Here is a 17,826-nt window from a genome sequence, read left to right on the forward strand (position 1 = left end):
CGCGAGGCCGGCTACCACGAGGCGGACCTGCTGACCGTCGCCGAGCGCCTGGAGGTGCGGATGCGCCGGCACCGGCTGCACACCGCCGCCCTCGGTCCGGCAGTTGGCGCCCGTCGAGGAACACGCGCGCCGGTGCCGTGTCGCCGTGCACGGTGAACCGGTACGACCGGGCGTCCACCTTGCCCGTGTACCCGCCCCTGCTCGCGCCGACCGCGACGGTCGTCCCTCCGGCGCCGGTGTGCACCGACACCCGCTGGGTGGCCGCCGCGCCCTTGGCGAAGTCGCGGGTCACGCCGTCGTCCTCGTAGAGCGTGTAGCGGCTGGTGCCGTGCGCCGACGGGTACACGTCCCAGTCCAGCTCGTGCCGGTCGCGGGTCTGCCAACTCGTCGTCCCCTCGGGCCACATGGGGACGATCGCGCCCTCGCGCACGAACAGCGGGAGCGTGTCGAGCGGGGCGTGGTAGCCGTTCAGGGTGGTCGGACCCTGGTAGGTGCGGCCGGTCCAGTAGTCGGTCCAGGTGCCCTTGGGCAGGTAGATGCCGTCACGGGTGTCGGAGTCCTGGTAGACCGGGGCGACCAGGAAGTCGCGGCCGGAGAGGAACTCGTACTTGGCCTGTGCGCCCAGTGTGTTCGGGTCGTCCGGGTACTCCAGCCACAGCGGGCGCACCGCGCCCACGCCCGTCTTCGAAGCGTCGGCGGACAGGGTGTACATGTACGGCAGCAGCCGCTCCTTCAGCTGCAGGTACTTGCGGTTGATCGAGGTGTACGGCTCGCCGTCGAGCCACGGCTGCTGGTCGGCTGGCTTGCCCGTGGTGATGTCGCTGGCCCAGCCGTCCATGGTCATGACGGCCGGCAGGAACGCCTTCCACTGGAGGTCGCGGGCGTACATCTTCGCGTCGTGGCGGTAGATGCTGCCCACGTCACCGGTGTTGTAGGCGATGCCGGACATGGTCGCCCCGGCGTACGTCGGGATCTGCCAGCGGATGTAGTCCCAGGACAGCTTCTGGTCGCCGCTCCACAGGACACCGCAGCGCTGGGCGCCCGCCCAGGAGACGGGCAGCCACACGAACCCTCGCGCGTCGCTGTTGTCCTCGATGCCCTTCTTGGCCGCGTCGCACGCGTCCAGTGCGAACTTGTAGCCGTTGCCGACCCAGGCCACGTCCAGCTTGGCCACTCGCTGGCCGGCCTTGACCTGGTCGGCGAGCTTGTCGATGCCGTCCTGGGTCCACAGGCCGAGCTGGGCATGGTGGTCCTGCAGGCCCTTCGCGGTCTGCTCCAGGTTCTCGTACCCGCAGCCGTACCCGTCGTTGACCAGCATCCAGCCCAGCGGCATCTGGTGCTCGGTGTAGCCGTCGGCGATCTTCAGGGCGTCCAGGGTGTGCCGCTCGCCCCGGTTGGCGTTGTGCAGGTAGCAGTCGGAGTCCCCGGGTTCCAGGCCGTAGGCCGGAGGCATGAAGGGCTTGCCCACCAGTGCCGTGTACTTGCCGATGACCTGCTTGGGGTCGCCGAGGAAGTAGTAGGCGTCCAGCCGCCGCTCCTGCTGGCCCGTCGTCACCGGCGAGCCGAAGGTGTAGACGCCAGGCGCGAAGGTGTTGCGGAGGACGCCGTAGCCCGCGCTGGAGAGGTAGAACGGCTGGGAGTTGTTGTAGCCGCCCTCGTTCCAGTCGAAGCTGTTGGCCACGTACATGGTCTGCCCGCGGTGCGAGAAGCTGCCGTTCTGCTCGCCGCCGCCGAAGAACTGCTCGTCGGCGCCCCGCCGAAGGCTCTGCCGCATCCCGCCGGTGGACCACCGCAGCGGCTTGTCCTCCTGCCAGATCCGGGTGCGGTTGTCGGGCTTGTACAGCCCGAACCGCAACGGCTTCTTGTACACCCGCAGCACGGCCCCGGGGGAGCGGATGCCGTAGTAGTCGCCCGCGTCGAAGGACGAGGTGTGCTGCTGGAGGGCGGGCTCCGTGCGCACGATGGCCGTGCCCGCCGGGTCGCTCAGCGAGCCCGACGGATCGGCCTGGAGCCGGAGCTGACCCCCGGTCAGGAAGTCCGCGCGAGCCGTGAGCGCGCCCGCCCCGATCGTGTAGCTGCCGTCGCCGCCCGAGAAAGACGTGAGATTCCCGGCGTCGGTGGTCGCGGGCAGATACGCGGTGCCCGTGAACGAGTTGTCGTGCACGTCGTACGGCACGACCAGGACGTGGTACGTCCCCGTGGCCCGCGGGATCACCGTGGCCTCGGGATCGGCGGTGCCGGCGCTGGAGGCCACCTGCTTGCCGTGGTCGTCGTAGACGTACAGGTCGAAGTCGTCGGAGGGCTTCTCCCACTTGATCGACAGCGGCACGCCGCCCTCGGGGTTGTCGTCCCAGTAGCCGTCCGGCACCGAGACGGTCAGGTCGAAGCGGTCGCAGACCTTGCTGTCGGGGTCGGCAGCGGCATCGGGGCAGCTCTCGGTGCCGCCGCCGGTGCCCTTGGCGTAGACCGGGCTCTGCCAGTCGACGCTGCTGTGAGCGGAGTCGAGCACGGCGCCGGCCGCTGTCGTGGCGGCCGCTGCGGGCGCCGGGGCGGTGAGCACCGTCCCGGCCAGGGCGGCCGCCAGTCCCAGCGGAACCCAGGACGGCCATGGCACACGGTGTCGGAGTCTTCGCACTGCGGAACAGCTCCCATCGCACCATCGCGGACTGACTGTTCTTGCGTTCTTTGCGCGGAAGCGCTCGAAAGGAGCTCCAAACGAGCAACTTCACGCACGAAGCCTCAGGGTTGATGCAGGTTCATGTCAATACGGCGGAGGGGAACACGGCCGGGCACGACGAAGGCCGGCCCCCTGTGGATGGCGGGGCCGGCCTTCGGTTCGGGGTCGCTCAGTCGGTGTTCTTCCGCAGCACCATCTGGGTCTGCGTGGTCTGGCCGACCAGCCGGTGCCGGTCGTCGCGCAGATCCGTCTGCACCACCACGAGGGTGCCGCCGACATGCAGGGGACGGGCCGTGGCGTGGACGTGCCCGGCGGTGACCGCCCGCAGGAAGTTGGTCTTGGACTCCACCGTCGAGGTACCCGACGCCCCCTCGGGCAGATTGAGAAAGGCGCACACGGCACCGACGCTGTCCGCCAGCGCCATCAGCGCCCCGCCGTGCACGGCACCACCCACCGTGCAGACTTCCGGGGACCAGGCGAGACCGCCCACGGTGCGCTCGGCCGTGGCCTCCTGCAACTCGATGCCCAGCCCGGCCGCGAAAGGCATGGCGGCCATCAGGTCTGCGGGAATCGGGACGACGGGCTCGGAGGGGGACATGACGTACCGCCTTTCACGGGTGCCGTGGTGCTCCGGACGGTGATCCACTGTGATGGCGCGGAGCGGCGGGCGCCAGTCACTCCTCGGACGGCTGCTGGATCATGGCCAGGGTCAGCACGCGGCCGCCGATGCCCCAGCCGCCGTCGGCGACCTCCTCGACGAGGACCAGCGTGGTGGCGCGGGCGCGTTCGCCGTAGATCTCGGCGTACAGATCGGTGGTGCGGGTGACGATCAGCTCCTTCTGTTTCTCGTCCAGGCTTCCGGCAGGGACCTTGAAGTTCGCGAACGGCACGAGGATTCTCCTCGGTTGACGGTAGGTCGGTGGAATGTGCGGAGGGGTCGCCGCCGGGATGGTCAGAGGGAGCTGCCCGCGGCGAGCAGGTCCTCCAGTCCGGCGCGGCGGAAGAAGTCGGCGCGGATGCGGTCGGCGACCGCGGAGACGACCTCGCTGCCGTCGCGGCCGGGGTCGACGTGGGTGCGCAGCGGCCGGCGGCCGGCGGGCAGGTCCACCAGGCGTACGACGGCCTCGGCGACCTGGACGGCGTTCGCCTCCGGCGGGACCAGAGCCGCGAGCCGCTCGTCCAGGCCGGCCAGCAGGGCACCGTAGCGCGCGTCGTAGGCGGCGGCCCGGCCCGTGTCGGCGGGCGAGCCCGCGTGCGCGAAGTGGTTCGTGCCGGAGGTGAACGCGCCGGGGACGACGATCGCGGTGTCGATGCCGAACCGGATCAGCTCGCCTGCGTAACTGACCGCCAGTGCGTCCATCGCGGCCTTCGCGGCGAAGTAGGGCGCCAGGAACGGCGGGCAGCCACCGCGGGTGCTGGAGCTGCCGATCCACACCAGCAGGCCCTCACCCCGCCCCCGCAGGTGGGGCAGCGCGGCCCGGTTGACGCGCTGGGTGCCCAGCACGTTGACGTCGTACAGCTCGGCGAGCTGCTCGGGCGTGAACGCCTCGGCGGGCCCGGTCACCATGTGGCCCGCGTTGTGGACCAGGACATCGAGGCGGCCGTCGGCGGCCAGGACGTGCGCGACGGCCGTGTCGGCCGAGTCCTGGGAGGTGACGTCCAGGTCCAGCGCGTGCAGGCGCACGCCGTGTTCGGCCGCGTACCGGTCGAGGTCCGCCACGGCGGGCGCATTGCGGCCGGACGGCTGCCGGACGCCCGCGTAGACGGTGTGACCGGCGTCGGCGAGGGCACGCACGGTCAGCGCGCCGAAGCCGCTGGAGGCGCCGGTGACCAGGACGGTCCGGGGAGTGTCGGGAGACATGAGTCCTCGCAGGGAGTCGGGAGGCTTGCAATGAGCCGGGAGGGGGCAGGGGGAGGGGGGTGAGGGGCGGTCAGACGATGCCGCCGTTGGCGCGGACGACCTGGCCGTTGACCCAGTGGCCTGCCGGGCTGGCGAGGAAGGCCACCACCTCCGCGATGTCGGCCGGCGTGCCGAGACGCTCCAACGGCGCCTGGGCGGCCAGCCCGGCGACGGTCTCGTCGTCCTTGCCGTCCAGGAACAGATCGGTGGCCGTGGGCCCAGGGGCCACGGAGTTCACCGTGACGTCCCGGCCGCGCATCTCGCGGGCCAGGACCATCGTCAGCGCCTCGACCGCGCCCTTGCTGGCGCTGTAGGCGCCGTAGGCGGGAAAGGACAGGCCGACCACGGACGTGGAGAAGGTGACGAGCGAGCCGCCCGGGCGCAGGGTCCGGGCCGCCTGCCGGGCGACCACGAAGGAGCCGCGGATGTTGGTGCGGTGCATCGCGACCAGCTCCGCGAGGTCCAGTTCGGCGACCGGTGCGAGGTACATCCGCCCGGCCGCGTGGACCACGACGTCGACTCCGCCGAACTCGTCGGCTGCGGTCTCGAACATCGCGGCGACCTGCGCCTCGTCGGCGACATCGGCGCGGACGGCGACCGCGCGCCCGCCGGCCGCGACGGCCTCCTCCACGACGGCCTCGGCCAGGTCGCGGCTGCCCGCGTACCCGACCACCACGGCGTAACCGTCGGCGGTGAGCCGCTTGACCGTCTCCCGGCCGATGCCGCGGGAGCCGCCCGTGACGATGGCGACGCGGGGTGCCGCGGGGGCGGTCGCTCCGGCGGACATTTCGGCGGACGTGTCGGTGGACTTTTCGGCGGACGTTTCGGTGGACATGAGGTCTCCAGCGGCAGTGGGGCGTGTCGCCCGGTGGGTGCCTCCAGCCTGGGCGGCCGGTCCGACGACAGCCACGGCTGTGCTCACCCTGGGGTCGCCAACCCCTGGTTCCGCGCCGCCGCCGGAGTGACCATGGAGGCGTGAACCAATCGGAGCTCGCCGCCTTCCTGAAGTCCCGCCGCGACCGGATCCGCCCCGCCGACGTCGGCCTGCCCACCGGGCCCCGCCGCCGGGTGCCGGGCCTCAGGCGCGAGGAGGTCGCCCAGCTGGCCGGGCTCTCCGCCGACTACTACACCGAGCTGGAGCGCGGTCGCGGGGCCCGGCCCTCCGTGCAGGTGCTGGCCGCGCTCGCCCGCGCACTGCGGCTCAGCGGCGACGAACGCGATCACCTCTTCCACCTGGCCGACCGCCCGGTGCCCACCGCCCACAGCACCGCGGCGCAGGCCCAGCCCGCCCTGGTCGGCCTGCTGGACCGGCTCACCACCACCCCCGCCCAGGTCATCAACGACCTGCACGAAACCCTCGTCCAGAACCCCCTCGCACGAGCGCTGCTCGGCCCGCCCCCGGCCATCCGCGGCCCCGAGTCGAGCTTCGTCCACCGCTGGTTCACCGACCCCGGCTCCCGCGCCGTCTACCCCGCCGAGGACCACCCGCACCACTCCCGGGTCTTCGTCGCCGACCTGCAGGCGGTGGCCGCCCGGCGCGCGAAGGACGCCGAGGTGGGCCGGATGGTCGCGGCGCTGCGGCGACGCAGTGAGGAGTTCGCTGCGCTGTGGGAGCAGCGGGACGTGGCCCTGCGCCGCACCGACCACAAGCGGATCGTCCATCCCTCGCTCGGCGTCATCGAGCTGGACTGCCACAACCTGTTCAGCGAGGACGGCCGCCAGCGCCTGCTGTGGTTCAGCGCCCCGCCCGGCACCGAGGGCGCCGCCCAGCTGGAACTGCTGTCGGTGATCGGCACCCAGGACATGACGACCGGCGCGGAAGGACTGGGGCGCCGGCCGGGCTGAGCCCTGTGCCCCTGCACCGCCCGGGCCGGGGAACATGTCCCTCGCGTCGGCCGGGCTCGAGGAACCCGCTCAGCACACCACCGGGGCTCAGGATCCCGCTCAACACGCCAACGGGGCTCAGGATCCAGCTCAACACGCCAACGGGGCTGAGAACCGGCTCAACGCGCCGACCGGGTTGGGGAACGCGCTCACCACGCAGCCCGGGCCGAGCAGCGTGTCCCTCGCGTCGGCCGGGTCGAGGGGGGCGTGAACTTCACGTCATCCGTCCTGACTCATCACCGATGTCCGCAGACCCATGGCGGATCATCCGTCGCCTGAGGCACCCTTGGATGGTGTGCGTACGGTTTCGCGACGTTTGGGCACCGGCGCACGGTGGGGATGGGTAGACATCGGCAGCAAGGGCAGGACGCGCCCGGCGCGTCATGGGGGGAGTGATCGCCCGTGCGATCCATAAGCCATGATCCACACGCCGCACCGGCCTGTGCCGCACGCGAGAGAGCATGCGCGCAGCCGGCGGAAGGGCGGTTGACCTGAGGTGGAGATCACCATCCACAGACCCGGCGACCTGACCTCCGCACTGCGCGGAGCCTGGCACCGGGCGATGGGCGAGTCACCCGAATACGCCAACCCGTTCCTGGCACCGGAGTTCACGATCGGGGTCGGCCGCCACCGCGGCGGCGTGCGCGTCGCGATCCTGCGGGAGGGCGGGGAACCGGTCGGCTTCTTCCCGTACGAGCGGAGCCCCCTCGGCACGGGACGCGCCGTCGGACTCGGGCTGTCCGACTGCCAGGCGCTCGTGCACCGGCCCGGAGTCACCTGGGACGCCGGTGAATTGCTGCGCGCCTGCGGGCTCAGCATCTTCGAGTTCGACCATCTCGTCCAGGAGCAGCGGCCGTTCGCCCCCCACGTCACCGGAACCTTCGCCTCGCCGGTGATCGACGTGAAGCCCGGCGACGGCGGTTACGCCGACTGGCTGCGCGGCGCCTACCCGGGGCTGGCCAAGACGACGCTGAAGAAGGAACGCCGCCTCGGTCGGGACGTCGGCGAGGTGCGGTTCGTGTTCGACGAGCGCGATCCCGAGGCCCTGCACACGCTCATGCGGTGGAAGTCCGCCCAGTACCGGAGGACGGGACGGATGGACCGGTTCTCGCGGGACTGGATCGTCGATCTGGTGGACCACCTCTTCCACGTCCGCGAGGAGCACTTCACCGGCGTGCTGTCCGTGCTCTACGCCGGCGACCGTCCCGTGGCGGCCCACTTCGGCCCCCGCTCCAGCACGGTCCTGGCCGCCTGGTTCACCGCGTACGACCCCGACCTCCATTACTACTCACCGGGGTTGATGATGCATTTGAGGACCGCCGAGGCGGCCGCCCGGCACGGGGTGACCCTGGTGGACCTGGGGCGCGGCGACAAGGAGTACAAGGACTGGCTCAAGACCCGCGAACTGCGGGTCGGCGAGGGCTTCGCCGCCCGCCCGCACCCCATGGCCGTGGCCCAGCGACTGTGGCGGCGGCCGGTGCGCGGCCTGCGCAACACGGTCCTCGCCCATCCCCGGCTGCGCGAGCCCGCCGACCGCCTGCTGAAGACGGTCGGCCAGTTGCGCACCCAGGACCGCACGGGTGGCGCCGCGACGCCCCTGAGCGGCCCTCGCTCGGGATGAGGTTCAGGGAGCGCCGCGGACCGGGCCGCCAACTACTGGCAGGTACGCGTCAAATGCGCGTCAAGTGGCGGACGTTTCCATGTCCGCGTGGTCGGCTCTCCTGCGTCGGCAGTGTCGATGCCCGCCTGGGAGGCCCTGGTGTCCTTGCCCGCCCGCAGAAGACGGTGGTTCACCGTCTGTGCGTTCACCGCGTCCGCCGCGCTCGTCGCGATACCCCCGTCCGCCGCCTCCGGACCCGGCGGCGCCGCCCCTTTCGGAGTACGAACACTCGGCCAACTCGCCAAGGAACGCCACCAGTCCGTGGGCGCCGCGTCCCCGCGTCTGCAGGCCGATGACGACGACGGCAACGAGGCGGACGAGATCGCCGAGGGCGCCGACCAGTACGCCGAGGCCCGCACCTCGCCCGGTGTCGTGGCACCGGGCGCGTACGGCGCCGCCTGGAGCAGTCTGCAGAGGCTCCCGCAGACCGGCGGCAGCTGGCGCCACGTCACCGGACTGCGGTACGACTCCGACGACCCGCGCTACCGCGACATCGACTCCAACTCCAGCGGCGGATCCGGCGACGTCACCGGCCGCATGGCCGCGCTCGCGGCCGACGACGACGGTTACGTCTACGCGGGCAGCGCCGGCGGTGGAGTATGGCGCTCGCACACCGGAGGCGGCCACTGGCAGCCCATCAGCGACCGGCTTCCCGCGCAGTCCACCGGCGCCCTCGCCGTCGACGGAGCCGGCCGGCTGTGGCTCGGCACCGGCGAGGCCACCACCAACTCGGACGCCTACCTCGGCAGCGGGGTCTACGTCCTGGCCCACCCGCACCACGGCACCTTCTCCCCGCGCCGCCGGGTCGGCGGCGACGAGCTGGAGAGCACCACCATCCACGAGCTGCGCTTCGGCGGCGGCAGGGTGTGGGCGGCCACCAGCGCCGGCGTGTGGAGCCACTCCACGAAGCGCCTCGGCGGCCCCTGGAAGCTGGAGTTCGCGCCCAACCCCGACTATCTGCCGGGCGGTTCGAAGGCCGACGACCCGGACGCCCCGTACAAGAACATCGCCAACGACATCGCCATCGACCCCAAGGACCCCTCCAAGGTGGTGCTCGCCGTCGGCTGGCGCAGCGGCGACGAGTACAACGGCTTCTACACCGAGACGGGCGGGACCTGGACGCGGATCACCGGCGGCCTCGGTGACCTGCCCGCCGACGCCGACGACGTCGGCAACGTCACCTTCGCCCGCTCCGCCGACGGCTCCCGCTACTACGCCGTCGACCAGTCGCCGCAGCAGCTGAGCACCAACCCGGACAGCGGCCTCGAAGGCATCTACGTCTCCAAGTCAGGCTCCCCGGCCGGGCCCTGGACGAAGATCGCCGACTACAAGGGCCTGGCCGCCGACAACTCGGCGCTGACCACGGCCGGCTACATGCCGGGCGTCCAGGCCTGGTACAACCAGTTCCTCGCCGTCGACCCGAGCGACCCGCAGCACGTGTACGCCGGTCTCGAGGAGGTCTACGAGACGAAGGACGGCGGCACCACCTGGTCCACCGTCGGCCCGTACTGGAACTTCCCCTTCTCCTGCTGGAGCATCGATCCCGCCCGGCAGACCGGCGACTGCCACCCCACCACCCACTCCGACCAGCACGGCGTGGCGATCGGCCGCTACCACGGCAGGAGCTGGGTGTACGTCGGCAACGACGGAGGCGTCTACAAACGCCCCGTCTCCGGCTCCCAGGATGCCTCCGGCCACGCCACCGACTGGACGTCCCTCAACGACGGCACCATCGACACCCTCCAGTACTACTCCGTCGGTATCGGCAGGGACCTCGACCACGGTGGCCTGTCCGTCACCGGCGGCCTGCAGGACAACGGGCAGTCCGTCCTGCGCGGCGACGACAGGGTGATGGGCTCCGACTTCGGCGGCGACGGCGGCGACACCCTCACCGATCCCGCCGACGGCTGCAACATCGCCCAGGAGTACGTCTACCTCGCCGTCCAGGTCACCCAGAACTGCGCCGTCAACGACGGCAGCTGGAGCACCGACCCGAGCAAGGCCACCTCCTTCGGCGTCGCCCCGCCCGACAACGCCACCAGCGAGGCTCGCTTCATCGCCCCGCTCGCGACCGACATGAAGAACGGCAACACCTGGATCGCCGGCGGCCGCCACATCTGGGTGCAGACCCACGGCTACGCCATCCGCAGCGGTTCGGAGTGGAGCAGCGTGCACGACTTCGGCACCGGCCGGGTCGCGACCGCCGTCGCGGCCTCGGGAGGGAAGATCTACGCCGCCTGGTGCGGACCCTGCAACAACCAGGGCTTCGCCCGCGGCATCGCCGTCGGCAACGCGGACGGCACCGGCTGGCACGACATCGGTCTGCCGGTGGACGGGACCGTCCCCAACCGCTACCTGAGCGGCTTCGCCGTCGACCCGAAGAACGCCGACCACGTCTTCCTCGCGGTCAACGGCTTCTCCCGCCACTGGACCGAGGGCCCGGGCGCGGGCGTCGGCCACGTCTTCGAGTCCACCGACGGCGGCACCACGTGGAAGGACGTCTCGGCGAACCTCCCCGACGTGCCGACCGACTCCGCGCTGGTGACGGCGAACGGCGGCCTCGCCGTGGCGACCGATCTCGGCGTCGTCTACCGCGCGCCGGGCCGCACGAGGTGGGAGCGCGTCGGCCACCTGCCGGCCGTCGCCGTGCTCCAGCTGAAGACCAGCCCGGACGGCGGCACGCTGTACGCGGCCACCCACGGCCGGGGCATCCGGGCCATCAGGCTGCGCGACCTCGACTGACCGGCCCGCCCATCCCGGGAACGGGTGACCTCTTGCCGGGGGTCACCCGTCCTGCGGATACGGCACCACGCTCACGTCCAGCGTGAAGACCCCCTGCGGGGCACCGGCCACGTCCGGTTCCTTAGCGGAGACGGTGACCCGGGCGGCACCGCCCCGGGTGCCCGCGCAGCGCAGGGTGGCGTGCGCGGTGCCGTCCGCCCCCAGGTGCCAGCCGGACGGCACGACGAGGGCGGGGGCCGAACTTCCCACTCCGGTCCACCGCTTGTCGTCCGTGCGCGGTCGCAGCACGAGCGTGACCACCGTCCCGGGCCGCACGCACAGCTCCCGCCGGATCGGGTCACCGGGAGAGACGACAACCTCCGCATGTCCGGCGGCACACCTCCCCGCCGAGGGGGAGGACGGGGAAGCGGCGGGCGCCGAGTGCGACGGCCGAAGCGAGCCGCTGTCCGACGGCCCCGTGCCTGCGTGCTCGCTGTCCGACGGCCCTGTGCCTGCGCTCCCGCTGTCCGAGGGCCCGGTGCCGCCGCCCCGGCTCTCCGGCGCCCCTGTGCGTGCCCCCGGACCCCCGTCCGCCGGCGCACCGCACCCCGCCAGCAGCACGGCCACCGCGGCGGCCGTCCACGCTCCGGTCCACCACCGCATGCCGGCACCTCCCAGCTCGACGTACCCCCAGGATGCCCCGGCCTCACGCGCCGTTGCGCACCGCCCGTCCCCCCTCCGTGCGCAGTGCCACGAAGCCGGGCAGGCCCCGGGTGGTGATCCGGTCGCGACTGCCCGGCAGGTCGACCGCCAGGTCGCGGACGACCCGGGAGCCCGGACCGTGGGAGAGGACGACGACGCGGTCGCCGACGTACACGCTCTCGTCGATGTCGTGGGTGACGAACACGATGTCGTGCCGTCGGCGCGGTGCACTTCCAGGAGCAGGTCCTCCAGGTCCTCGCGGGTGCGGGCGTCCAGGGAGCCGAACGGCTCGTCCATGAGCAGGAGGGAGGGCCGGCAGACCAGCGCGCGGGCGATGGCGACGCGCTGCTGCATTCCTCCGGAGGGCTGCCGGGGATGCCGACGGGCCACCCCGGTCAGGCCGACCCGTTCGAGGATGGCCTCGGCCTCGGCGTGCCGGGCCGCCCGTCCGAGGCCCCGGCGCCGCAGCGGCAGGGCCACGTTGTCGCGGACGGTGAGCCAGGGCAGCAGCGAGCGGCCGTACTCCTGGAAGACGACCGCGAGCCGCTCGGGTACCCCGGTCACCGCAGTGCCGTCGACGGTGATCGTGCCCTCCTGCGCGGGCAGCAGCCCGGCGATGTTGCGCAGCAGTGTGGACTTGCTGCAGCCGGACGGCCCGACGACGCACAGCAGTTGCCCGTCGGGCACGGTCAGGCTGATGCCGTCCAGGACGTGATGCCCGCCGTAGCGCTGGCTCACGGAGTCGAGGCGCAGCATCGCTCACCCGGCCCAGGGCTCGTACAGGGTGCCCGCGCTGCCGGTCACCCGCACGTGGAGAAGGAACGGGCCCGCGTCGTCGTTCCGGCCCAGGGCGTCGTCGAGGGCGGCCGACAGCTCGGCGGCGTGTTCGGCGCGGGCCGCCTGGCAGCCGAAGGACCGCGCGAGGCCCGTGAAGTCGATGCCTTAGATGTCCGTGCCGGGGACGTGCGTGAGAGCGATCCGGCGGCCCAGCGTGCGGACGGCGCCGTACCCGCCGTTGTCGAGCAGGACGTAGGTGACGGGCGCCGCGTGCCGGGCAGCTGTCCACAGGGCCTGCACGGAGTAGAGCGCCGAGCCGTCGCCGACCACGCACACCACCCGCCGGCCGTCGGCGAGCGCCCGGCCGACCGCGAGGGGCAGGCCCCAGCCGAGCGCCCCGCTGCCCGTGGTGAGGAAGCCGCCGCCGGAATCGACCGGCACGCGCGCGTGCAGGGCGTCGCGATGACTGGGCGCCTCCGCGACGAGCACCCGGTCGCGCGGCAGCCGTGCGCGCAGCAGGTCGAAGAACAGCTCCGGGGTGAGCGCCCCCTCCCCGCGGGCCGCCGGGGGCGCGGGGCGCGTCGGCGGCGGGTCACGGTCCGCCTCCTTCAGCAGTTCGGCGAGCCGGGCCAGCGCCGGCCGCAGCGTCGTCACGATGCTGGTGCCGGTGGGCAGCCAGGCGGCCTGTCCCGGATCGCAGTCCAGGTGGAACAGGTCGGTGCCCGGCATCAGGAACGGCCCGCCGTCCGCCACGTGGTGCGTGAACACCGGCGCGCCCAGGGCCACCACCACGTCGTACGGCGCCAGGCGTGCAGCCGGCGGGCCGGGGACCGGTGGCAGGAAGCCCTGGAACAGCGGATGCGACTCCGGGAAGCCGGAGCGGCCGGACAGCGGGCTGATCCAGACCCCGGCGCGCAGCCGCTCGGCCGGCGCCCGGACCTCGTCCAGCGCGTCCTCGTCGTCCACGCCGGGGCCGACCACCGGGGCCGGGCGGGCGCAGGCGTCGCGCCATGGGCTACGTCGACACGGACATGACCGCGGACATCGAGGCGCCGAAGGCGAGCGCCCATGACATCGCCGTGGCCGCGCTCGACGGCGTCGAGACGGGGGCGTACGAGGTGCTCGGCGACGACCTCACCCGCTGGGCCAAGGCCGCCCTGTCCGAGGACGTGGCCGCCGTGTACCAGCTGCTCGCCGCCGCAACCCCGCGGCGACGGAACCCGCCGGGCCGAGCGGCGCACCCCGGGCCCGGCACGATCCGGTGCGGAACCGGACACACGCCGCCGTGCCACGGATGACCGGTCCTGTCCGGTTCTCGGCCCCAGGCACTCTCCGGGAAACCGGCGCTGCCCTTAGATGGATGCAGCCAACATCGACGGCGGGAGCGGAGAGTGACAGGGATGGCGGCGACGAGCGTCATGGTGGTCGGCGGCGGGATCGCGGGCACAGCGGCAGCGCTGGGCCTGCGCAAGGCGGGTTTCGACGTCACGGTGTTCGAGGCGCATCCCGACGCGGCCGAGGACCTCGGGGCCTTCCTCACCCTGGCGACCAACGGCATGCGGGCCCTCGCCCAGCTCGACGCCACGGACGCCGTCACGGCCGTCGGTTTTCCGCTGTCTTCGCTGCGCCTGCTCGACAGCCAGGGATCCGAGGTGGTCCGGTCGCCGCTGGGCGAGGCGGACGACCCGGCACTGCGCTTCCGCTGCCTGCGCCGCGGCGAGCTGAACTCGGCCCTGCAGGCGGAGGCCGTCCGGCGCGGCATACCCGTACGCCACGGCACCCGGCTGATGTCCGTGACGGACGGCCCCGACGGCGTCACCGCACACTTCTCCGACGGTGGCACCGCCACAGCGGACCTCCTCATCGGCGCCGACGGCCTGAACTCCACCGTGCGCCGACAGGCCTTCGGGCCCGCGCCGCAGCCCCGGTACGCGGGCCAGCGCGTCTTCTACGGCTACGCGGACGACGCTCCCGTCACCGACGCCACCGGCCTCATCACCATGGTGCGCGGCAGCGGGTCCGCCTTCGGCTACGCGGTCTCGCCGGAGGGGGAGACGTACTGGTTCGCCCGTATCGGGGGCGAGCCGCTGCCCGCCGACGGACCGGTCCACCGCACGGCCGCCGACCGGCGCGACGAGCTTCTCCCCCTGCTGCGCAAGGACTCCACACCCGCCGCCGACATCGTCGCGGCCTGCGCCGAGCGCATCATGGTCACCAACGCCAACGAGATGCCGCTCGGCTCCGCCTGGCACTCGGGCCGCGTCCTCCTCGTCGGCGATGCGGCCCACGCGGCCTCCCCGGCCACCGGGCAGGGCGCCTCGATGGCACTGGAGGACGCCGTCGTCCTCGCCAAGTCCCTGCGGGACGCGCCCGATCCGCACTCCGCGTTCGCCGTCTACGAGCAGTACCGCCGCCCGCGCACGGAGCGCAACATCACCGTCAGCGGCGGCATCTCCCGCGGCACGCACACTCCTTCCCGCGCCGCCTCCGCCGATCCCGGCGCCCGGCGCGAGGACGACGCGCTGATCCGCCAACTGGCCTGGGACGTACCGCTGTCCGCCGGGACCGGCGCCACGGGCTGAGCCGCGCGCCGCTGCGAAAGTGCAAGAGGCGGAGCAGGGGAGTCCATTGCCGCGGGAAACCGCCGGGCCGGATCGTTCGGGTGCAACCGGCCCTTCGGTACCAAGGAGCACCCGTGCGACTCTTGAGCAGAGCAGGCGGCGCCATGGCCGCGGCCGTCGCTTCGGCCCTGGCCCTGGGCAGCGGCACCGCGGCCCCGGCCCCCGCCCTCTCCCCGGCCACCGACGCGACCTACAGCGTGACCGTGGGGACACCCGTACCGTTCACCCACCCCACGGACACCCCCGCCGTCCCGTACCTCGACCGGGACGGCACCTTCCACTACCAGCAGTCCGCCGCCCTCTACGGCGCCGAGGACCCGCGGACCTGGGACTTCTACACCGGCAGGGACTTCGACAGCGCCACCTTCGACAAGGCGCTCAGCAAGGCCGTCGACCCCGCCAATACCGACGACCGCAACGACGACACCACGTGGCGGTGCAACAACAGCCCGACCGGCCGCGAGGCGACGTACCCGCCGGCCGGCTCGGGTTACGCCCAGAAGAACTACTGCGACCTGTCGGGCCTGTGGGTCGACCCCGACACCGGTGACTGGTACGGCCTGGTGCACAACGAGTTCACCCCGCAGCCCTTCGGTGACGGACTGCACTACGACGCCATCGACTACGCGGTCTCCACCGACCGCGGCCGCACCTGGACCGTCAAGGACCACGCCATCACGTCCCCGTACAGCACGAAGCGCGGCGACACGACGTCCTTCCCCCACCAGACGTACTCCTACGGCGACGGCGACCAGCGCCTCTTCGTGGACACCGCCTCCGGCTACTTCTACGTGTATTACGGCTCCCGGATCGTGGACAAGAACGGCGGCTGGAAGGCGTTCTACGAACACGTGGCCCGCTCCCCGATCTCCGCGAAGATGGCGCCCGGATCCTGGCGCAAGTGGTACGACGGCACCTGGTCCGAGCCCGGCACCGGCGGCCGGGAGAGCAACATCGTGCCCGTCGACGCGGCCCACCCCACCGGCTACACCCCCGTCTCCGGCGAGTACGACCCGGCCAACACCGGCACCGCCGCCGAGCAGATCGCGGCCGGCACGATGCCTCCGACCTCGCCGCTGTTCGTCATGAACATCACCTACGACGCCTACCTCGGCCTGTACATCGGCGAACCGCAGGCCGTCGACCAGAGCGGCGGCTCACCGCAGTACTTCTACGCCACCGACGACCTCGCCTCCCAGAAGTGGCGCCCGATCGGTGACACCGGCGGCTACACGAACGCCTCCTGGTACCGCTGGTTCCTCGACCGAGCCAACCGGACCGGCTCGACCGTCGTCGGCAGGACCTTCCGCTCCTACTGCGCCTTCGGCTGCTCCCACGACGCCTCCGGCGAATACGTCGACGTCACCATCGACTCCGCCCGGCCCGCCGCCCCGCCGGTGGACACCACCCGCCGCTACCGCATCGCCGCCGACACGGGCCGCGTCCTCGCCCAGGCCTCCGGCCACTCGACCACGACATCGCTCGCATCGCCCACCGGCTCCGCCCGGGAATCGTGGACCTTCACCCCCACGGGCGATGGCGCCTTCACCATCGCCAACGCCGCGAGCGGCCGTCTGCTGGGCGTCGACTCGGCATCCACCACGGGCAGGGCCTGGGGCGCCAGGCCGGCCGTCACCGTGACACCGGGCGGCGGGCCCGCGGTCGGCCAGCAGTGGTTCGTGATCCGCAGCGCCTCCGGCGACGGCTCCTGCCGTCTCGTCAATCGCTACAGCGGTCTCGTACTCGCGCTGTCCCAGGCCCCCGCCCGCCGCGCCGAGACCACCGCGCCACGCAACTGGACGGACACGAGCGGCAGTTCCGTCGGCGGCGGCCGCACCGCGGCCGAACAGACCCTGTCCCTCATCCCGACCGGGAAGGCCCGCAGGCCGTAGCCGGACCCGGGCCCGCCGTCGGGGCGGGCCCGCACCTTAGGCTGCCCGCATGCTGATCAACAACGGGAAGACCCATGGGGAGAACACCACGCAGAACACCGGGGAGTCCGACGCCCAACTGGCTCTGAGGGCCGCCCTGGCGGGCGCGGACGTGGTGCGCGACATGTACGGGGGAGCGCTCGCCCGCTTCGAGAAGCCCGCCGGCGACTTCGCGACGGCGGCCGACCTCGCGGCGGAGCAGACCATCGTCGAGGTGCTGCGCACGGCGCGGCCCCACGACGCCGTGACCGGAGAAGAGAGCGGCAGCACCGGCAGCGCCCACGCGCGGCGCCGATGGCTGGTCGACCCGCTGTGCGGCACCCTCAACTACGCGGTGCGGACCATGCTGGTGGGGGTGAACGTCGCCCTGCGCGTGGGTGACGACACCACGGCGGCAGCGACCGCCGACCCGTTCAGCGGGGAAGTGTTCTGGACCGACGGGCAGCGGGCCCGGGTCCGGCTCGACGGCACGGACGAGGAGCTGGCGCCCTCGGCGGAATCCGCCCTGGTGGACGTCAACCTCGACCCGCCGTTCCCGAACGCCCCCGGCTTCCGGGCCGCACGGCTCCTGGCCGACCCCGGCTTCGGCCGGCGGTTCCGGCCCCGGGTGGTCTCCTCGACCCTCGCGGTCGCCTGGGTGGCCGCCGGCCGCCGGGCCGCGTACGTCACCGACGGCGACCTGCGCGACAGCGTGCACTTCGCGGCCGGGATCGCCCTGTGCCGGGCCGTCGGCTGCACCGTGACCGGCATCGACGGCCGGCCCCTGCACACGGGTGCCGGCGGGCTGATCGTGGCCGCCGACGGTGAGACGCACGCCGCGCTCCTGGCGATGGCCGGGGACCAGATGCGGCAGCAGGCCTAGTACTCCAGCAGTACTTCGCCATTTCTGCTGGTCAGGGTTCTGAGGGTGGGGAGTGTAGTGGTGTGGGCAGGGGCATGGAACGGTCTTTGGC

At 72.6% G+C, this 17,826-nt stretch carries 13 protein-coding genes and 2 pseudogenes; 7 read left to right on the forward strand and 8 right to left on the reverse strand.

Annotated elements, in window-relative coordinates:
* From AB0H32_RS38825 to AB0H32_RS38845, 5 genes are all read right to left on the reverse strand, one after another.
* Positions 1 to 2,614: TIM-barrel domain-containing protein (locus AB0H32_RS38825; protein ID WP_361131212.1), on the reverse strand; the 2,614-nt coding region annotated here is incomplete at its 3' end.
* A gap of 232 nt (positions 2,615 to 2,846) precedes the next feature.
* Positions 2,847 to 3,275, reverse strand: coding sequence for a PaaI family thioesterase (locus AB0H32_RS38830; protein WP_361131214.1), 429 nt, complete (start codon positions 3,273 to 3,275; stop codon positions 2,847 to 2,849).
* Between the two features lie 76 nt (positions 3,276 to 3,351).
* On the reverse strand, positions 3,352 to 3,567 hold the full coding sequence (locus AB0H32_RS38835) for a 4-oxalocrotonate tautomerase family protein (RefSeq protein WP_361131217.1): 216 nt from the start codon (positions 3,565 to 3,567) through the stop codon (positions 3,352 to 3,354).
* A 62-nt stretch (positions 3,568 to 3,629) separates the two neighbouring features.
* Complete coding sequence (locus tag AB0H32_RS38840; RefSeq protein WP_361131220.1) at positions 3,630 to 4,538, reverse strand: SDR family oxidoreductase; 909 nt, start codon at positions 4,536 to 4,538, stop codon at positions 3,630 to 3,632.
* 70 nt (positions 4,539 to 4,608) lie between these two features.
* The gene (locus AB0H32_RS38845) at positions 4,609 to 5,364 is read right to left on the reverse strand and encodes an SDR family oxidoreductase (protein ID WP_361131242.1); all 756 of its coding nucleotides are present in this window, start codon (positions 5,362 to 5,364) and stop codon (positions 4,609 to 4,611) included.
* A gap of 188 nt (positions 5,365 to 5,552) precedes the next feature.
* Between AB0H32_RS38845 and AB0H32_RS38850 the strand changes: the two genes are divergently transcribed.
* From AB0H32_RS38850 to AB0H32_RS38860, 3 genes are all read left to right on the forward strand, one after another.
* The gene (locus tag AB0H32_RS38850) at positions 5,553 to 6,422 is read left to right on the forward strand and encodes a helix-turn-helix transcriptional regulator (protein ID WP_361131223.1); all 870 of its coding nucleotides are present in this window, start codon (positions 5,553 to 5,555) and stop codon (positions 6,420 to 6,422) included.
* A 535-nt stretch (positions 6,423 to 6,957) separates the two neighbouring features.
* On the forward strand, positions 6,958 to 8,082 hold the full coding sequence (locus tag AB0H32_RS38855; protein WP_361131226.1) for a GNAT family N-acetyltransferase: 1,125 nt from the start codon (positions 6,958 to 6,960) through the stop codon (positions 8,080 to 8,082).
* Between the two features lie 138 nt (positions 8,083 to 8,220).
* Positions 8,221 to 10,863: a glycosyl hydrolase gene (locus AB0H32_RS38860; RefSeq protein WP_361131245.1), complete on the forward strand. Its 2,643-nt coding sequence runs from the start codon at positions 8,221 to 8,223 to the stop codon at positions 10,861 to 10,863.
* Positions 10,864 to 10,905: 42 nt separating this feature from the next.
* Here the strand turns inward: AB0H32_RS38860 and AB0H32_RS38865 are convergent, their stop codons facing one another.
* The 3 genes and pseudogenes from AB0H32_RS38865 to AB0H32_RS38875 form a co-directional block, all read right to left on the reverse strand.
* Positions 10,906 to 11,178, reverse strand: coding sequence for an acetyl-CoA synthetase (locus AB0H32_RS38865; RefSeq protein ID WP_361131229.1), 273 nt, complete (start codon positions 11,176 to 11,178; stop codon positions 10,906 to 10,908).
* Positions 11,179 to 11,548: 370 nt separating this feature from the next.
* A pseudogene (locus AB0H32_RS38870) lies at positions 11,549 to 12,300 on the reverse strand (ABC transporter ATP-binding protein).
* Positions 12,301 to 12,303: 3 nt separating this feature from the next.
* A pseudogene (locus AB0H32_RS38875) lies at positions 12,304 to 13,302 on the reverse strand (thiamine pyrophosphate-dependent enzyme).
* A gap of 29 nt (positions 13,303 to 13,331) precedes the next feature.
* Here AB0H32_RS38875 and AB0H32_RS38880 point away from each other — a divergent pair.
* The 4 genes from AB0H32_RS38880 (at position 13,332) to AB0H32_RS38895 (ending at position 17,735) form a co-directional block, all read left to right on the forward strand.
* A complete protein-coding gene (locus AB0H32_RS38880; RefSeq protein WP_361131231.1) occupies positions 13,332 to 13,619 on the forward strand; it encodes a hypothetical protein in 288 nt (95 codons plus the stop codon).
* Between the two features lie 102 nt (positions 13,620 to 13,721).
* Positions 13,722 to 14,903 carry an FAD-dependent oxidoreductase gene (locus AB0H32_RS38885; RefSeq protein ID WP_361131233.1) on the forward strand — a complete coding sequence of 394 codons (1,182 nt, stop codon included), beginning with the start codon at positions 13,722 to 13,724 and terminating at the stop codon, positions 14,901 to 14,903.
* A gap of 113 nt (positions 14,904 to 15,016) precedes the next feature.
* On the forward strand, positions 15,017 to 16,834 hold the full coding sequence (locus AB0H32_RS38890) for an RICIN domain-containing protein (RefSeq protein ID WP_361131236.1): 1,818 nt from the start codon (positions 15,017 to 15,019) through the stop codon (positions 16,832 to 16,834).
* Between the two features lie 49 nt (positions 16,835 to 16,883).
* The gene (locus AB0H32_RS38895) at positions 16,884 to 17,735 is read left to right on the forward strand and encodes an inositol monophosphatase family protein (protein WP_361131239.1); all 852 of its coding nucleotides are present in this window, start codon (positions 16,884 to 16,886) and stop codon (positions 17,733 to 17,735) included.
* The last annotated feature ends 91 nt before the right edge of the window (positions 17,736 to 17,826 follow it).

The organism is Streptomyces sp. NPDC020362 (genome assembly GCF_040642095.1).
Taxonomy (GTDB): domain Bacteria; phylum Actinomycetota; class Actinomycetes; order Streptomycetales; family Streptomycetaceae; genus Streptomyces.

Bases quoted from the DNA above. Each gene is read 5' to 3' on its own strand.
- AB0H32_RS38830 (WP_361131214.1), bottom strand. From the start codon at position 3,275: ATGTCCCCCTCCGAGCCCGTCGTCCCGATTCCCGCAGACCTGATGGCC.
- AB0H32_RS38840 (WP_361131220.1), bottom strand. From the start codon at position 4,538: ATGTCTCCCGACACTCCCCGGACCGTCCTGGTCACCGGCGCCTCCAGC.
- AB0H32_RS38845 (WP_361131242.1), bottom strand. From the start codon at position 5,364: ATGTCCGCCGGAGCGACCGCCCCCGCGGCACCCCGCGTCGCCATCGTC.
- AB0H32_RS38880 (WP_361131231.1), top strand. From the start codon at position 13,332: ATGGGCTACGTCGACACGGACATGACCGCGGACATCGAGGCGCCGAAG.
- AB0H32_RS38885 (WP_361131233.1), top strand. From the start codon at position 13,722: ATGGCGGCGACGAGCGTCATGGTGGTCGGCGGCGGGATCGCGGGCACA.
- AB0H32_RS38895 (WP_361131239.1), top strand. From the start codon at position 16,884: ATGCTGATCAACAACGGGAAGACCCATGGGGAGAACACCACGCAGAAC.